At 62.4% G+C, this 15,357-nt stretch carries 17 protein-coding genes; 14 read left to right on the forward strand and 3 right to left on the reverse strand.

Going from position 1 to position 15,357, the window contains the following annotated elements:
* The first annotated feature begins 86 nt into the window (after positions 1–86).
* The 11 genes from gspG to GM658_RS29070 are packed head-to-tail and all read left to right on the forward strand — an operon-like array spanning position 87 to position 9,456.
* Entirely contained in the window at positions 87–518 is a 432-nt protein-coding gene (gene gspG / locus GM658_RS08915) for a type II secretion system major pseudopilin GspG (RefSeq protein WP_155453654.1), read from the forward strand.
* Between the two features lie 21 nt (positions 519–539).
* On the forward strand, positions 540–1,724 hold the full coding sequence (locus GM658_RS08920; protein WP_155453655.1) for a type II secretion system F family protein: 1,185 nt from the start codon (positions 540–542) through the stop codon (positions 1,722–1,724).
* Positions 1,721–3,406, forward strand: a complete 1,686-nt coding sequence (locus GM658_RS08925) for a GspE/PulE family protein (RefSeq protein ID WP_155453656.1) — start codon at positions 1,721–1,723, stop codon at positions 3,404–3,406. The genes GM658_RS08920 and GM658_RS08925 overlap by 4 nt, the downstream gene beginning before the upstream one ends.
* Positions 3,399–4,220, forward strand: a complete 822-nt coding sequence (locus tag GM658_RS08930) for a hypothetical protein (RefSeq protein WP_155453657.1) — start codon at positions 3,399–3,401, stop codon at positions 4,218–4,220. The genes GM658_RS08925 and GM658_RS08930 overlap by 8 nt, the downstream gene beginning before the upstream one ends.
* Positions 4,217–4,762, forward strand: a complete 546-nt coding sequence (locus GM658_RS08935) for a hypothetical protein (RefSeq protein ID WP_155453658.1) — start codon at positions 4,217–4,219, stop codon at positions 4,760–4,762. Before GM658_RS08930 ends, GM658_RS08935 begins: the two co-directional genes overlap by 4 nt.
* Positions 4,759–5,289, forward strand: a complete 531-nt coding sequence (locus GM658_RS08940) for a hypothetical protein (protein ID WP_229416824.1) — start codon at positions 4,759–4,761, stop codon at positions 5,287–5,289. The genes GM658_RS08935 and GM658_RS08940 overlap by 4 nt, the downstream gene beginning before the upstream one ends.
* A complete protein-coding gene (locus tag GM658_RS08945) occupies positions 5,286–5,852 on the forward strand; it encodes a hypothetical protein (RefSeq protein ID WP_155453660.1) in 567 nt (188 codons plus the stop codon). Before GM658_RS08940 ends, GM658_RS08945 begins: the two co-directional genes overlap by 4 nt.
* A complete protein-coding gene (locus tag GM658_RS08950) occupies positions 5,849–7,846 on the forward strand; it encodes a secretin GspD/PilQ domain-containing protein (RefSeq protein ID WP_371865066.1) in 1,998 nt (665 codons plus the stop codon). The genes GM658_RS08945 and GM658_RS08950 overlap by 4 nt, the downstream gene beginning before the upstream one ends.
* 2 nt (positions 7,847–7,848) lie before the next feature.
* Entirely contained in the window at positions 7,849–8,319 is a 471-nt protein-coding gene (locus tag GM658_RS08955) for a type II secretion system protein (RefSeq protein ID WP_155453661.1), read from the forward strand.
* A complete protein-coding gene (locus GM658_RS08960) occupies positions 8,313–8,687 on the forward strand; it encodes a type II secretion system protein (RefSeq protein ID WP_155453662.1) in 375 nt (124 codons plus the stop codon). Before GM658_RS08955 ends, GM658_RS08960 begins: the two co-directional genes overlap by 7 nt.
* Positions 8,653–9,456: a type II secretion system protein gene (locus tag GM658_RS29070; RefSeq protein WP_211841839.1), complete on the forward strand. Its 804-nt coding sequence runs from the start codon at positions 8,653–8,655 to the stop codon at positions 9,454–9,456. Before GM658_RS08960 ends, GM658_RS29070 begins: the two co-directional genes overlap by 35 nt.
* Here the strand turns inward: GM658_RS29070 and murJ are convergent, their stop codons facing one another.
* The gene (gene murJ, locus GM658_RS08970; RefSeq protein ID WP_155453663.1) at positions 9,457–11,001 is read right to left on the reverse strand and encodes a murein biosynthesis integral membrane protein MurJ; all 1,545 of its coding nucleotides are present in this window, start codon (positions 10,999–11,001) and stop codon (positions 9,457–9,459) included.
* 195 nt (positions 11,002–11,196) lie between these two features.
* On the opposite strand from murJ, the gene rpsT reads away from it, so the two are divergent.
* Positions 11,197–11,463, forward strand: a complete 267-nt coding sequence (rpsT, locus tag GM658_RS08975; protein ID WP_055937377.1) for a 30S ribosomal protein S20 — start codon at positions 11,197–11,199, stop codon at positions 11,461–11,463.
* Positions 11,464–11,551: 88 nt separating this feature from the next.
* On the opposite strand, the gene GM658_RS08980 is transcribed toward rpsT, so the two are convergent.
* Positions 11,552–11,848, reverse strand: a complete 297-nt coding sequence (locus GM658_RS08980) for a hypothetical protein (protein ID WP_155453664.1) — start codon at positions 11,846–11,848, stop codon at positions 11,552–11,554.
* 76 nt (positions 11,849–11,924) lie between these two features.
* Positions 11,925–12,488, reverse strand: a complete 564-nt coding sequence (locus GM658_RS08985) for a pseudouridine synthase (RefSeq protein ID WP_155453665.1) — start codon at positions 12,486–12,488, stop codon at positions 11,925–11,927.
* 102 nt (positions 12,489–12,590) lie between these two features.
* On the opposite strand from GM658_RS08985, the gene icd reads away from it, so the two are divergent.
* Both icd and GM658_RS08995 read left to right on the forward strand, forming a co-directional pair.
* Positions 12,591–13,844 (forward strand): NADP-dependent isocitrate dehydrogenase, encoded by a 1,254-nt coding sequence (icd, locus tag GM658_RS08990; protein WP_155453666.1) that lies wholly within the window; start codon positions 12,591–12,593, stop codon positions 13,842–13,844.
* Between the two features lie 176 nt (positions 13,845–14,020).
* Positions 14,021–15,238, forward strand: coding sequence for a tyrosine-type recombinase/integrase (locus tag GM658_RS08995; protein ID WP_155453667.1), 1,218 nt, complete (start codon positions 14,021–14,023; stop codon positions 15,236–15,238).
* Positions 15,239–15,357 lie beyond the last annotated feature (119 nt).

Genomic DNA, 15,357 nt, shown 5'->3' on the forward strand with positions numbered 1-15,357 from the left:
AAGGCGCTTGCACACGGTAGAAAAAATTGTCGAAACCCAAACCTGCGTGGTAGCCTCTGCGTTCTATTCATGCGGAGGTTTTTCGGATGTTTGCAGCGCGGATTCATAGCAAGGCCAGCAAGGGCTTCACCCTGCTCGAATTGCTGGTGGTGATCGTCATCATCGGACTGCTGGCCGCCTATGTCGGCCCTAAATATTTCTCCCAGCTGGGCAAGTCGGAAGTCACGGTCGCCAAGGCGCAGATCGAAGCCTTCGACAAAGCGCTCGATACCTACCGCCTGGACGTGGGCCGCTACCCGAGCACGGAAGAAGGCCTGAATGCGTTGCTGGTGGCGCCGCCCACCGCCGGGGCCAAATGGAACGGCCCTTACCTGAAGAAAGGCGTGCCGCCGGATCCGTGGGGCCGTCCATACCAGTACAAGGCGCCCGGCGCCAAGGCTGACTACGAAATCATCTCCCTCGGCAAGGATGGCCAGCCGGGCGGCGAAGGCGAGAACGCCGACATCGGCGTCCAGTAATCACAGCGCGGCCTGACGTTCATGCAGTTCGAAGTTCGCACCCTGTCGCCCGACATGGCGATCGGCCAATTGGTGGTCGACGGCCGTGACGAGGCGGACGCTCGGCGCCAGGTCGAGGCGCGCGGCCTGTTCGTCAGCGCCATCACGCCGCGCCGTGCGGCCCTTGGCACCGGCAAGGCCAAGGCGCTCTCGCTGGTCCTGTTCAGCCAGGAGCTGCTCGCACTGTTGAATGCAGGCCTGGGCGTGGTGGAAGGACTGGAAGCGCTGCTGGAAAAGGAAGCGGCGCCGGCCACCCGCGGCGTGCTGGAACGCTTGCTAGCAGGCCTGCGCGAGGGCCAGCGTTTTTCCACCGTGCTGGCGGAGCAGCCGCAGTTGTTCCCCCCGCTGTATGTGGGCATCGTCAAGGCGGCGGAAGGCACCAGCGACTTGCCGCGCTCCCTCGAACGTTTCATCGATTACCAGCAGCGGGTGGACCTGGTGCGCACCAAGCTGGTCAGCGCGGCCATCTATCCCTGCATCCTGCTGCTGGTGGGCGGCGGCGTATCGCTCTTCCTGATTTCCTATGTGGTGCCGCGCTTCGCCGAGGTGTACCAGGGCGCGGGCCGCAACCTGCCGTGGATGTCGCAGCTCATGTTAAGTTGGGGCCAGTTCGCAGCGGCCCATACCACGCCGCTGCTGGCCGGCATCGCCACCGTGATCGGCGGCGCGGTGTTCGGCGTGCGGCGCCTGGTGCGCAGCGGCGGCCTGGCGCGCCTGCTGGCGCGCCTGCCGGGCGTTGGCGAACGCGTGAAGATATACGAGCTGTCGCGCCTGTACCTGACGCTGGGCATGCTGAGCGAGGGCGGCATCACCATCCTGAACGCGGTCGATACCGTGCAGGCCATGGTGTCGGCCAATGTGAAGGAAGGCTTGCAGGGCGCGCGCGCCATGATCGAGGCGGGCTTGCCGCTGTCGTCGGCCTTTGAAGCGAACGGCCTGACCACGCCGATTTCCCTGCGCATGCTGCGCGTGGGCGAGCGCACCGGCGAGATGGGGGCGATGCTGACGCAGTCGGCAGCCTTCTACGACGGCGAGATCGGGCGCTGGATCGACCGTTTCACCCGCACTTTCGAGCCGCTGCTGATGGCGGCCATCGGCATCGTGGTCGGTGCAATCGTGGTTCTGCTATATATGCCTATTTTTGACCTGGCCGGAGAAATGGCATGACCCTTCCGGTACTTGAAGCGAGCGTGCTGGCCAAGGCCCGCGCCCAATGCGTGCACTCCAAGCGCAGCCTGGTGGAGGAGCTGGAGGCCTTGTCCGGCATCGAGCCGCGCCTGGCGGTGCGGGCGCTGGCCCAGCCTTTCGGCCTGGCCGTGCTGGAGACGGCGGACATGCTGGCTTTCGAGCCGGCCTTCGACCTGATGCCGCTGTCGCAGGCCATGGCGCGCCACTGCGTGCTGCTGCGTTCCTACGATGGGGCGGCGGTGGGCGTGATTGCCGATCCTTTCGACCTGGACCTGCAAACCTGGCTGGCGACGCAGGCGCGCTGCTCGGCGTCTTCGCCGCTGCAATTGCGGCTGGCGCTGCAGTCCGACATCCAGGCTTACCTGTCCAAGCAGGAAGAATCGGCGCGTGCAGTCGATACCCTGGTGTCGGGTGCGGAAGGGCAGCGGCGCGATGGTAAAACGGCGGCGGTGCTGTCTTTTGCCTCGGTGTCGGAAGGCGCCAGCCCGGCGGTGCGCCTGGTCAATTCGACCCTGTACGATGCCTTGAAAGCCGGCGCTTCCGACATCCACCTGGAATCGACGGCGGGCGGCCTGGCCGTGAAATACCGCGTTGACGGCGTGCTGGACCATGCAACGGCCGTCAACGGCATCGACGTGGCGGAGCAGATCATTTCGCGCCTGAAGGTGCTGGCCGAGCTGGATATCGCGGAACGGCGCGTGCCGCAGGACGGCAGCTTCCGCGTCGAATCGATGGGGCGCGAAATCGACTTGCGCGTGTCGATCATGCCGTCCATTCACGGCGAAGATGCAGTGATCCGTATCCTGGACAAGCGCGCCATGATCGAGTCCTATGGTTCGCTGACGCTGGAGGCGCTGGGCTTCGATGCGCCTTCGCTGGCCACCTTGCGCTCGCTGGCGCAAGAAGCGTACGGCATGCTGCTGGTGACCGGGCCGACCGGCTCGGGCAAGACCACCACGCTGTACGCGGCGCTGACCGAAATCCATAACGGCCGCGAAAAAATCATCACGATCGAAGACCCGGTCGAGTACCAGCTGCCGGGCATCCTGCAGATCCCGGTCAACGAGAAAAAAGGCCTGACTTTCGCCAAGGGCCTGCGCTCGATCCTGCGCCACGACCCGGACAAGATCATGGTGGGTGAGATCCGCGACCGCGAGACGGCGGAAATCGCCGTGCAGTCCGCGCTGACCGGCCACCTGGTGCTGACCACCGTTCACGCCAACAACGTGTTCGACGTGTTCGGCCGCTTCACCCACATGGGCATCGATCCGTATGCCTTCGTGTCGGCGCTGAACGGCATCTGGGCGCAGCGCCTGGTGCGCATCAATTGCCCGCATTGCGCGGTGGAGGTGACGCCTTCCGACGAGGAGCTGGCCAGCGTCGGCCTGGCGCGCGGCGATGTCTACGAATACAGCTTCAAGGAAGGCAAGGGTTGCGGCGACTGCCGCGGCACCGGCTTCAAGGGACGCCGCTCGATCGCGGAAATCCTGACCCTTAACGATGAAATCCGCGAACTGATCGTGGAAAAACGGCCAATCCGCCAGATCAAGGCCGCCGCCTATGCCAACGGCACCCGCAGCCTGCGCCACGCCGCGCTGGAGCTGGTGCGGCGCGGCGATACCACCCTGGCGGAAATCAAGCGGGTGACTTTGCATGCTTAAGAACTTCACACAGTCGCTGCGCATCGACGTGACGCCGCAAGCCTTGCGCCTGCTGCGGGTACGGCGCTGGAGCAAGGCGGCGCCGGAGCTGCTGGCAGAACAGCCGTTTGCGCCTGGCCCCGGCAGCGCGTTTGCCGTGGGTTCAGTGGCCACCGCAGCGAGCCTGTCGCCGAACGCAGTAGCCGAGGTGTTTGCTGGTGCGCTGGCTGCCCTGCTGGCGGGCCAGCAAGCCGCCGGCTCGGCCGCTTGCTTTGTATTGTCCGACGAACTGGTGCGCCTGTGGCAGGTGACACCGCCGGTGCAGGCGGCACGACTGGCCGACCTGGAAGGCGCCACGGCGCTGCGCTTCCACACGCTGTACGGCGAGACGCCGGCCGCCTGGCACGTCAGCGCCGACTGGAACGCCGCCGCTCCCTTCATGGCCGCCGCCATCCCGCGCCTGCTGAAAAGCGTCATTGACAACAGCGCCGCCCAGCATGGACTGACTGTCACCGCCGTGCTGCCGAATTTCGTGGCGGCCTGGAACCGCCATGCCGGCGACCTGAAAAACGGCGCATGGTTCGGCGTGGCGCAAGCCAATGTGCTGGCCCTGGCCGCCTGCGAGGGTGGGCAGTTGCGGGCATTGCGGCATATCGCGATCCCGCACGGCGCCGATCATTATTGGCTGACGCAGGCCGCACAGCGCGAAGCCTTGCTGCTTGGGCTGGAGCCGCCATCGCTGATCCAGCTGAGCGGCGAAGTGCCGGCCGCCCTGGCCAAGCCTGCCAGCAGCGACAAGCATATCGCCACCGCAGCCCTGGGAGCTGCAGCATGAAGCCGATGCGGATCGATTTCGCCACGCCGGGCTGGCGCGCCGTGCTGTACCGCGCCCATCCCGCCGTGCTGGCGGCGGGCGTCCTTGGCGCGCTGTTGCTGGTAACTGGCGCAGCAACCGGTGTGCAGGCTACAAAGAAGCAGGCGGCACGCGAGGAGAGCCTGCGCGCCCAGCAGCGCATGCAGGCCGCAGCTGCGCGCATCCCTGAACGCAAGCCCGAAACAGCGATTCCCGAAGCGCAGGCAGTGGCCGTCAACGCCGCCATCCTGCAACTGAACCTGCCCTGGCGCCAGCTGCAGGATGCGATTGCAGCCGCCAACACGCCCGCCGTGGCCTTGCTGGCGCTGGATCCCGATCCACGCAAGCAGACGCTGAAAATCACGGCCGAGGCAAAGAACAGCGACGATATGGTCGGCTACATCGAGCAATTGAAGCAGCAGGAGTTCTTTAGCGGCGCGTCCCTGCTGCGCCATGAAGTCAATGAGCAGGACCCGAACCATCCTTTGCGGTTCCAGGTCGAAGTGCAATGGAGAGCGCGATGAACGCCGCCGCCCTGATGCTGCGCGTACGCATTGCCGCCATGCGCCTCGGCGCAGCCGGTTGCATAGCATTGGCGGTGCTGCTGGCTGGCGCCGCGGCACTGGCGTGGTCGCTCAAGGCGCGCCAGCTGGCTTATGAGCCCCTGCCGCCGGCACCGGCCCAGCTGACGCAAGCGGCGCCGCCGCCGACTGCCAACGAAAACCTGGCCCACTTCTACGACACGCTGGGCGAGAAACGCCATGCCGAGCAGCAGGTCAAGCAGCTGTTCGATATCGCCGCCAAGACCGGGCTGGCGCTGGACCAGGGCGATTACAAATTCAGCGTGGACAAGGCCAGCCGCGTGGCTGCCTACCAGGTCACGCTGCCGGTGAAAGGCGCCTACCAGAATATCTGGCAATTCAGCCTGCAGGCGTTGACTGCGATTCCCTTCGCATCGCTGGACGATATCGCTTTCCGCCGCGAGACGATCAGCGAGCCAGTCGTGGAGGCGCGTTTGCGTTTCACCTTGTACCTGAAGGATAAGCCATGAAGCCGCGCCATATCCTGATGGGCGTGGCGCTGGCTGGCGCCGCTGCGCTGGTAGTCTTTGGCGACAAGTCGCCCAGCAATACCGTGGCGGAAGCAGTCGACCGACGCCCGCCCCGCGCGCCAAGCGCCGCGGCGGCTGCGACGACCGTGATGGCCGCGCCGGCATCCGCCGCGGCGCGACCCGGTGAAACGTCGATCCTGCGCCTGGTGCCGCGCGAGGAATTAATCGGCGATGCCGGCGAAGGCTCCTTCAAGAGCAAGGACGGGGTCTTTGGGGGCCAGTCGTGGAACCCGCCGCCACCGCCGCCAACCGCAGCGGAACTGCATCCGGCGCCGCCGCCACCGCCCACCGCGCCGCCGCTGCCGTTCCAGTATCTCGGCAAGGCGGCCGCCGACGGCCAGTGGGAAGTCTACCTTGGCCGCGGCGAACAGACTTTCGTGGTGCATAAAGGCGAGCAGATCGAAGGCGTCTACCGCGTAGATGCGATTGCCCCGCCAACCCTGACTTTGACCTACCTGCCCATGAACCAGGTGCAGCAGCTAAATATTGGAGTGATTGAGTGAAGCCAAGTCTGAGAACGCTGACCCTGTCGGTCATGGTGCTGGCGCTGTCCGGCTGCGCCGCCGACATGGCCTATCGCGATGGCCGCGAGCTGGTCGAGAAAGACCAGGTGGAAGCCGGCCTGTTGAAATACCAGGAAGCGATCAAACACGATCCGGACAACGCCCTTTATCGCAAGGCTTACCTGGACGCGCGCGACCGTGCCAGCACGCGCCTGCTGGAACAGGCCGACCGCATGGTCAATGAAGGCAAATACGGACCGGCAGGGCAGAATTACCAGCGCGTGCTGGGAATGAACCCGCAGAACGAACGGGCGCGCGCCGGCTTGCGCGCACTGGAAATGGCCGACCGCCACGACAAGCTGCTGGCGCAGGCGAGCGCCTCGCTGGAGCAAAAGGACTTCGATGCGGCCAAGAGCCGTGTCGGCACCGTGCTGTCTGAGAATCCGGACAATGTGCGCGGCCGTGCCCTGATGCGCACGATCAATGAGCAGATGCCGCAGGCGTCGCCTGAGACGGGACTGTCCAAGGCGTACAAGACGCCGATCACGATCGAATTCCGCGAGGCGCCGCTGAAGCAGGTGTTCGACGTCATCTCGCGCCGTTCCGGCCTGAACTTCATCTTCGACAAGGACGTCAAGAGCGACGCCCGCACCACCATCCTGCTGAAAAACAGCACGGTGGAATCGGCCATCTATTTCCTGCTGATGACCAACCAGCTGGAGCAGCAGGTCATGGACAGCAACACCATCCTGATCTACCCCAATTCCGCGGCCAAGCTGAAGGAGTACCAGGAAACGGTAGTGCGTACCTTCTACCTGTCCAATGCCGAGGCGAAGACCGTTGCCAACACGCTCAAGACCATCCTCAAGTCGCGCGATGTGGTGGCGGATGAAAAGCTCAACCTCGTCATCCTGCGCGACAGCGCCGATGCAGTGAAGCTGGCCGAGAAGATCGTGGCCATGCAGGACCAGTCCGAGCCCGAAGTCATGCTGGACGTGGAGATCCTGGAAATCAATCGCAGCCGGCTGCTGGACCTGGGCGTGGAATGGCCAAGCTCCGTTGGCCTGACGATCCTGAACAGCGACAAGAAGTCCACCCCGCTGACCTTGCGCGACCTGGATTTCATCAACCGCAACTATATCGGCATCAGTCCGCTGAGCGCGACCATCAACGCCAACCGGACCGATGGCGACACCAACCTGCTGGCGAGTCCCCGCATCCGTGTGCGCAACAAGGAGAAGGCGAAAGTCGTGATCGGCCAGAAGGTGCCGGTGATTACGACCACCGTGTCGCCGGGTACGCAGGGCTTCGCTTTCGAATCTGTGAGCTATGTCGACGTGGGCCTGACCCTGAATGCGGAACCGACCATCTACCTCAATAACGAAGTGGGCATCCGCATTTCGCTGGAAGTATCCAGCCTGCTCGGCAAGGTGCAGACCGCATCGGGCACCACCGCCTACCAGATCGGCACGCGCCAGGCCTCCACCTTCCTGCAGCTGAAGGATGGCGAAAACCAGGTGCTGGCCGGCTTGATCAACAACGAGGAGCGCAGCTCGGCCAACCGCGTGCCGGGCCTGGGCGATATCCCTGTGCTGGGCCGCCTGTTTGGCTCGCAGACGGACGACAAGCAAAAGACCGAGATCGTGCTGTCGATCACGCCGCACCTGGTGCGCAACCTGCAGCGTCCGGAAGTGTCGGCCGCCGAATTCTCGGCCGGCACGGAAGCCAACTTCCGCCGCAAGCCGGACGTGACGCCGCGCCAGACCGTCGTGTTACCAGGCGCCCGTCCTGCCGGCGGAGCAGTGCAGCCGGCGCCCGGCGCCGTTCCCGCAGCAGTGCCGGCCGCGGTCGCCACGCCGGCTGCAGAGGCCATCCCGCCGGCGCCGCCGGCCGTGCAGGGCCTGCCGCTGTCGACGCCCCAGCCCGGCCCAGCATCGAGCGTGACCAAGCCGCGCCCGGCGCCGGCGCAAAACGGCACGGAGAGCAAGGAATAAGCATGCGCGCGCGTGGATTCACCCTGATCGAATTGCTGGTGACGCTGGCCATCCTTGGCCTGCTCGCCACGCTGGCGATTCCGGTCGGCCAGACCGTGGTCCAGCGCCGCAACGAACAGGAACTGCGCAGCGCGCTGCATGTGATCCGCAAGGCGCTGGATGACTACAAGGTAGCCTACGACGAAGGCCGGATCGCCAAATCGATCACCGGCAACGGCTATCCGCGCACGCTGGAAACCCTGGTGGAAGGCGTGGTGGACCAGCGCAATCCAAAACGCACCAAAATCTTCTTCCTGCGCCGCATCCCGCGCGACCCGTTCAATACCGACAGCAATGCCGGCAATGGCGCGACCTGGGGCAAGCGCAGCTACGCCAGCGAGGCCGACGACCCGCGCGAGGGCGAGGATGTGTTCGACGTGTATTCGACTTCGGAGCAGGTAGGCCTGAACGGCGTGCCTTACAAGAAATGGTGAACAAGAAGGGCTTTACGCTGATCGAGCTGCTGGTGGTGCTGGGCATTATCGCCTTGCTGCTGACGCTCGCTGCGCCCCGTTATTTCCCCAGCGTGGACAAGACCAAGGAAACCATCCTGGCCGACAATTTGCGCAGTACGCGCGCCATCATCGACCAGTACTACGGCGATACAGGCAAGTTCCCGGACAGCCTGGAGCAGCTGGTAGAGAAAAAATACCTGCGCGCTTTGCCGATCGACCCGATCACCGAAAAGAGCGACAGCTGGGTGATCGTGCCGCCGGACGACGTAACCAAAGGCAGCGTGGCAGACATCAAGAGCGGAGCGCCCGGCAATGACCGCAACGGCAAGCCCTATTCGGAATGGTAGCTCGCAGGGGTTCACCTACGTCAGCGTAGTGATCCTGGTGACCATCATCGGCCTGGTTGGGGCGCTTTCGCTGCGGCTTGGCACGTCCATCCAGCGCGCCCTGGCCGAACAGGCTTTGCTCGACATCGGCATCGAATACAGCAATGCGCTGGCCAGTTATGCGGCCGCCACGCCGCAGGGCCAGCCCAACTACCCCAAGTCTTTCGCCGAACTGCTGAAGGATCCGCGCTTTCCGCAATTGAAGCGCCATTTGCGCCGCGTCTACGTCGACCCGATGACGGGCAAGGCGGAGTGGGGGATTGTGAAAGCGACCGAGAGCGGCGGGATTCTGTCGATCTACAGCCTGTCGAAGGCGGTGCCGATCAAGATCGGCAATTTCCCGGCGCGTTTCTCGGCGTTCGAAGGCCGGACCAGCTACGCCGACTGGAAATTCAGCGGCGAGGGTGTGCAGTTGCCGGGCACGAAAGGCGGCGACGGCCAGCAAGCGGGCCAGCAGCCGGGCCAGCCGAACAAGCCTGGCGCCGGCATGCCGCCAAGTCCGATGACCGGCGGCACGCAGCCAGGCACGCCGATTGGCGGCAAGCCAGGAACGCCGCAACAGGACCAATCCAAGCCTGCCGAGCCGCAGCCGGCGCCGGCGCCCGAGCCGGAACCACCCCAGGAGCCGCCGCAGGAACCGCAAGAGGCGCCGCCTGAGCCATCGCCGGCGCCGGCGCAGCCTGATGAACCGGCACGCGACGAGGCGCCTGCGCCATCGAAGCGCAGTTGATTACTTCGCGCGGCGCTTGAAGTCTTTCAGGCGGAAACCGAGCGCGAACAGGGTGCCGAAATACACGGCCATGCAGGCGCCGATAACGAGGAACAGGGCGCCCGCGCGCAGGAAGCCATGGCCGTGCATGCCCAGCCAGTCAAATTGCTGCGCACCGAACCAGGCCGCGCCCCCCATCAGGGCCACCGCAGCGACCAGGCGGGCAAAGAACTTCGGCCAGCCCGGCTGCGGGGCGTAGATGCCTTTCTTGCGCAGGAAGTAGAACAGCAGGCCGGCATTGATGCAGGCCGCGACGCTGATCGACAAGGCGAGGCCTGCCACTTTGAACTTCCATACGAATACCAGGTTCATCAATTGTGTCGCTACCAGTACCACAAGGCCGATGCGCACCGGCGTGCGCACGTCCTGGCGCGCATAAAAGGCCGGCGTCAGCGACTTGACGAGGATGATGCCGACCAAGCCAACCGCGTAGGCAACGAGCGGCTTTGCCGAGCCATACGCGGCCGCATCGGTAAATTCACCGTGGTGGAACAAGGTGGCGATCAATGGCAGCGACAGCACGGCAATGCCAACTGCCGCAGGCATCGCCAGCAGGAAGGTCAGGCGCAAGCCCCAGTCCAGCAAGGCCGAATATTCGCCATGGTCCTGTTCCTGGCTGGCCTTGGACAGGCTTGGCAGCAGGATGGTGCCGAGCGCCACGCCCAGCAGGGCATTCGGGAACTCCATCAAGCGGTCGGCATAGGTGAGCCAGGAAATGCTGCCCGTCTCCATCCACGACGCGTAGGTGGTGTTGATCATCAGGCTGATCTGGGCCACCGACACGGCGAATACCGCCGGCCCCATATTTTTCAGCACGCGGCGCACGCCGGGATCGGCCAGGCCTACGCGTGGATTCCACGAAAGCGTGGGCAGCATGCCGATCTTCACCAGCGACGGTATCTGGATCGCGATCTGCAGCACACCGCCGACTACGACCGCGATGGCCTGGGCATAAACTGGGTGCTTCAGGTAGGGCGCCAGGAAGACTGCCGCAAGGATGAAGCAGATATTCAGCAGCACCGGCGTGAAGGCCGGAATCTTGAACTGGCGCCAGGTATTCAGCACGCCGCTGGCCAGGGCCACGAAAGACATGCAGGTGATATACGGGAACATCAGGCGCGTCATCCAGACTGCTGCGCTGAAGCCGGTCTTGTCCAGGCCCGAGGCCAGCAGGAAGACAAAGGCCGGGGCGGCTATAATGCCGACAACAGCGGTCAGCAGCGTAGCCCAGACCAGGACCGTGGCCACATGGTCGACCAGCGACTTGGTGGCTTCTTCGCCCTGCTGGTTTTTATATTCTGCCAACAACGGCACGAAGGCCTGGGAGAATGCGCCCTCGGCGAACAAGCGGCGCAGCAGGTTGGGGATGCGGAAGGCGACGTTGAAAGCGTCGGTGTAGGCGCCGGCGCCGAAGGCACGGGCAAACAGGATTTCTCGCAATAGTCCCGTGATGCGGGACAACATTGTCATGCTGGAAATAGCAGCTAGTGTTCTGAGCAAGTTCATGGGCGCAGATTATAGCGAAACCAGCAACGGCCCGACATTTTGAATTGCCCTGGCAGCAAAACCCCGTTATAATTTAAGGCTGTACAGAATTCAGTAAGGCAGGCAGCGACGTTCAGCCGGCTCTGAAAACACCGCACCGGTTTGGCAAACGCTATTGTTTGCAAACGAACTTTGACAACGAATTAGGATTCTCAAATGGCAAATACCGCACAAGCGCGCAAACGCGCTCGTCAAGCAGTCAAGCAAAACGCTCACAACTCCGCTCAGCGTTCGACCCTGCGTACCGCTATCAAAGCTGTTCGCAAGGCTATCCAGGCTGGCGACAAAGCTGCTGCTACCACCATCTTCCAGGCTTCCGTGTCGACCATCGACTCGATCGCTGACAAGAAAATCATCCACAAGAACAAGGCTGCTCGTCACAAGAGCCGTCTGGCAGCTGCCCTGAAGGCACTGTCCGCCTAAGTTCGTGTGCTGGCGGCACTAGCCGCCAAACAGGTGTACCGGAATAACCCGCATGGCATTGCGCCATAGCGGGTTTTTCGCTTTCTGCTTACTTCATCGAAGCAGCCATGGAAGCGGCCATCGAGGCGGAAGAAGCTGCCGATGCGGCAGCGGAGGCTGCGGCGGAGGCGGATTTCTTGGCTTTCTTGGCCGATTTCTTGGCGGCGGCAGCGTCCGAAGCAGCGGCCGACGCGGCCGAGGCGGCGGAAGCCATTGGCGCCGCCGAAGCCATCGAGGCTGCCGAAGCTGCGGCCGAAGCCGAGGCCGAACCTTTCATGTGATGGTCGGCAGCGTAGGCGGAGAAGGAAAGCAGGGAGGCAAGCAGCACGACAGTAGTCTTAGACATGACGAACTCCTTTTATAGTGGATGCAGGTTCAGGTGAACCTGATTCATCAACGCTGCTGGAACTTGCCTGGTTGACTTATTTTGTCTTGAAGTCGTCCGGCGAGACTTCCATCCACTCGCCGGGAAGCAGTGGATGGCTGGCCAGGGAAATGCCGCCGATGGCCGAGCGCACCAGGCGCAAGGTGGGGTGGCCGATGGCCGCCGTCATGCGGCGCACCTGGCGGTTCTTCCCCTCTTGCAAAGTGATCGCCAGCCAGGAGGTCGGCTGGTCGGCGCGCTGGCGGATCGGCGGGTTGCGTGGCCACAGCCAGCCCGGCTCGGCGATGCGCATCGCCTGGCAGGGCAGGGTGGTGAAGTCGCCCAGGTCGAGCGGCGCCTGCAGGCGCGCCATGGCGGCGGCCTCGGGCACGCCTTCCACTTGCACCAGGTAGGTCTTGGCTTCCTTGCGGTCGGGGTGGGCGATCCGGTGCTGCAGCTTGCCGTCATCGGTCATCAGCATCAGGCCCTCGCTGTCGTAGTCGAGGCGGCCGGCCGGGTAAACGTTCGGGATCTTGATGTAGTCGGCCAGCGTTTCCTTATCTCCGGAGGGGGAAAACTGGCACAATACCTGAAAAGGTTTATTAAAAAGTATCAGAGGCATAGGTAGCTAGTATAGCGCCCAGTAAAATACTGGTGCATAATGTGGAACGCTTGTGTCTTATGTCTTATAGAAGACTGCAAAAACCCTTCTTCGGAGAACACGATGTACCAACATATCAACGTACCCGCCGACGGCCAGAAAATCACCGTCAACGCCGACTTTTCCCTGAACGTGCCTGACACCCCGATCATTCCTTACCTGGAAGGCGACGGCACCGGCGTCGACATCACCCCGGTGATGATCAAGGTGGTCGATGCGGCAGTGGCCAAGTCGTACGGCGGCAAGCGCAAGATCAGCTGGATGGAGATCTTCGCCGGCGAGAAGTCGACCAAGGTCTACGGCCCGGACGTATGGCTGCCGGAAGAGACCCTCAAGGTACTGAAGGATTATGTTGTGTCGATCAAGGGCCCGCTGACCACGCCGGTTGGCGGCGGCATCCGTTCCCTGAACGTGGCCTTGCGCCAGGAGCTGGACCTGTACGTCTGCCTGCGCCCGGTGCGCTACTTCAAGGGCGTGCCTTCGCCGGTGCGCGAGCCTGAGAAGACCGATATGGTGATCTTCCGCGAGAACTCGGAAGACATCTACGCCGGCATCGAATGGCAGGAGGGTTCGGAAGGCGCCAAGAAGCTGATCGAGTTCCTGACCAAGGAAATGGGCGTGAAGAAGATCCGCTTCCCTGGCACCTCGGGCATTGGCGTCAAGCCGGTGTCGCGCGAAGGTACCGAGCGCCTGGTGCGCAAGGCGATCCAGTATGCGATCGACAACGACAAGCCATCCGTGACCATCGTCCACAAGGGCAACATCATGAAGTACACCGAAGGTGGCTTCCGTGACTGGGCCTACGAACTGGCGCAGAAAGAATTCGGTGCGCAGCTGATCGACGGCGGCCCATGGTGCAAATTCAAGAATCCGAAGAGCGGCCGCGAAATCACTGTCAAGGATTCCATCGCCGACGCCTTCCTGCAGCAGATCCTGCTGCGCCCGGCGGAGTACTCGGTGATCGCCACCCTGAACCTGAACGGCGACTACATCTCCGACGCGCTGGCGGCACAAGTGGGCGGCATCGGCATCGCGCCGGGCGCCAACCTGTCCGATTCCGTGGCCATGTTTGAAGCGACCCACGGTACTGCGCCCAAGTATGCCGGCAAGGACTATGTGAACCCGGGCTCCCTGATCCTGTCCGCTGAAATGATGCTGCGCCATATGGGCTGGACCGAGGCGGCTGACCTGATCATCACCGCCATGGAAAAAGCCATCGCCTCGAAGAAGGTCACTTACGACTTCGCCCGCCTGATGGAAGGCGCGACCCAGGTGTCGTGCTCCGGCTTCGGCGACGTTATGATCGAACAGATGTAACGGCATTTCAGAAGCCTTCACATCATTTCATAAGTCCCATTCTCATAGGAGAGTGGGGCTTTTTTGCATTTCAGATCATTTCATGCGCTATCATGGCATCCCTCAGTTTGTGAGGGTAAATGCGAGGGGTGGCAAGTGGTCATCCCTCATAAATGCAAAGGTCATGAGGGATCTGAATGCGGCACTTTAATTACACGCTTACTCCGACCGGCATTAACAATGCGCGCGCCAAGGAAAAGCCCTACAAGTTGACGGATGGCGGCGGCCTGTATATAGCAGTGGCGCCTACAGGTAAAAAGACCTGGCGCTATCAGTACGCGTTGGATGGGAAACGGCCAGAGGTCACTATTGGCGGCTACCCGGAAATTAGTGTTGTCGAGGCGCGTGAGCGCCACGCGGAATACCGGGCATTGGTTGAGAAGGGGATCGATCCCGCGAAACACAAGCAAGAGGAGAAGCGCGTTCGTCAGGGCAAATCTGACGACGCGGATTCCTTCCAGGCGTTTTCAAAAGTTTGGGTCATGGAAAAATTACAGAATAAATCGGAGACATATCGCACTCAGGCTGTGTCGATGCTTGCGCGGTTTGTCTGGCCTGAAATTGGCGCGAAGCGGCTGTGCGACGTCAAGCCAATGGACATATTGAAGATTATTGAGAAGCGCCGTGAAACTCCGGTAACAGCTGAGCGCATTCGTGGTTACATTCAACGCGTTTTTGACTATGCGATACAAAAGTTGGTTGTTGAAGTAAACCCTGCATTGCCCTTGCGTGGTGTGATCGAACGGCCCCCAGTTGAACATCATCGTCATCTTGTTGGAAATGAGATTGGCGCGTTTTGGCGTTCTCTTGCGCGACAACGCGCGCACTTCATTACTCTTGCGGCAGCGAAGCTCCTGGTGTTCTCGATGTGCCGAAAATCGGAAGTGTTGCGGGCCCGGTGGAAGGAATTCGATATTCCGGCCGCGATATGGGATATCCCTGCTGAAAGGATGAAGGCAAGGACGCCCCATCGAGTCTACCTGTCTAAGCAAGCCGTGGAAATGCTCAAGCTACTTCAGGAGCTAACAGGCCGAGGCGAGTATGCGTTTCATTCAGTCCAAGGAGTCACGGTCCCACTCGCCGACGCGACACTGAACCACCTATTTAAGCGTCTGGATTTTGGAGTGGATAGCTTTTCTCCGCACGGGACACGTGCGACGGCAGCTACTTATCTTCGCGAACATGGCTTTAGCAGGGACGTGGTGGAATTGCTCTTGGCGCACAAGGAGCGTAATCAGGTGACGGCGTCGTACCATCATCACGAGCTTGAAGACGAACGCCGCCGGGCACTTCAATTCTGGGCGGATCAACTAGATCTATTGGCTGCGTCAGATAAGGCTCAGCTGGCAGCATAGCTTCCGGAGGTGCCTGGACAACGTTGCTTGATTGCAAAATCAACTATTTTTCATCCAGACAAGATGCTATCCTTTGTTGCGCTGATTAGGTGGGCTGGAGCAAGTTTTGAGCTTCCGCA

The organism is Massilia eburnea, from assembly GCF_009720745.1.
Classification (GTDB): domain Bacteria; phylum Pseudomonadota; class Gammaproteobacteria; order Burkholderiales; family Burkholderiaceae_D; genus Rugamonas; species Rugamonas eburnea.